Source organism: Arachnia propionica (assembly GCF_003932785.1).
Lineage (GTDB): Bacteria > Actinomycetota > Actinomycetes > Propionibacteriales > Propionibacteriaceae > Arachnia > Arachnia propionica_B.
On sequence record NZ_RQYT01000101.1, the window covers coordinates 1 to 1,404 of the forward strand.

Below are 1,404 nucleotides of genomic sequence, written 5' to 3' on the forward strand. Positions count from 1 at the left end.
CGACGTGCCTCAGCTAGTTTGAGCGCGTGGGTGGGGTCGGTGCCTCAGCTAGTTTGAGCGCGAAGCTTGCCCGTGTGGAAGGCAAGATCCCGATGGCTGCCAGGCGTCATGTCACGAACAAGCTGCGTGGTGCGTACCGTGGAGCATCACGCAAGGACAAGGGCCGAATCCTTGATGAGGTGACTGCTGCGACCGGGATGGGCCGCTCGACAGCCCGCCGGATGCTGACCGGCCCGCCCCTGCCCGACCCGGCCACACAGATCGATCGTCGTCGCCTGAGAGGAAAGCGTTACAGCGACGACGCCAGAGCCCTGCTGGAACATGTGTGGGCGTTGATGGGTTTCCCCTGCGGGAAGTACCTCACGGTGATGCTGCCCCTGTGGCTGCCCCTCCTGGAGGCGGCAGGTGACCTGGAGGCCCCCTTCACCACCCCCACAACCTTGACCGAGCTACAGGCGATGAGCCCCGCCACGATCGACCGGTACCTCAGACCCGCCAAGGAACGGATGCGCCTGCGAGGCCTGTCCACAACCACCCCACCGGTGTTGCGGACCTCGATCAGCCTGTCCACCAGCGGGGATGCCCCACCCACCACACCCGGGGTGATCGAGGCCGACACCGTCGCCCACTGCGGACCCACACACGCCGGAGAGTTCTGCCGCACCCTCACCATGACCGACCTGGTCACCGGATGGACCGAGACCACCTCGATCCGTAACAACGCCTCACGATGGATCATCGACGCCGTTGCTGACCTGCAAACCCTGTTCCCCTTCCCGCTGCGGGTCTTCGACTCCGACAACGGCTCAGAATTCATCAACCATGATGTCGCGGGCTGGCTCCAAGCCCGTGACATCGCCCAGACCAGGTCACGCCCCTACCAGAAGAACGACCAGGCCACCATCGAGTCGAAGAACAACCACGTGGTCCGTAAACACGCCTTCCACTACCGCTACGACACCCCGACCGAACTCGCGCTACTCCGCGAGCTCTGGCCCTTGGTGTCCCTCCGGCTGAACTTCTTCACCCCGACCCGCAAACCCATCGGCTACACCACCAACAAGCACGGACGCCGCGCACGTATCTACGACCAGCCAAGGACTCCCTGGCAACGAGTCCTCGACACCGGAATCCTCACCCCGGAACAAACCACCACCATCCAGACCCGCCTTGACGGCATCAACCCCGCCAACCTGACCCGCCAGATCACCCATATCCAGCACAAACTCATCGAACACGCACACGATAAAACCGAGACCATGACCGCATCCAGACACCTCGATATGGCATCCTTGACCCCGTCAATCCAACGACTCCGAACCCCAAAATGACCGCAAGCCTCACGCTCACACTACGTGAGGCACCAACCCACCCTTCGCGCTCATTCCTACGTGAGGCACCTCG

The 1,404-nt window shown here is 63.0% G+C and carries 1 protein-coding gene; it reads left to right on the forward strand.

Going from position 1 to position 1,404, the window contains the following annotated elements; all coding sequences use genetic code 11:
• Nucleotides 1-179 precede the first annotated feature (179 nt).
• Nucleotides 180-1,331, forward strand: coding sequence for an integrase catalytic domain-containing protein (locus tag EII35_RS15405; protein WP_125229332.1), 1,152 nt, complete (start codon nt 180-182; stop codon nt 1,329-1,331).
• The last annotated feature ends 73 nt before the right edge of the window (nt 1,332-1,404 follow it).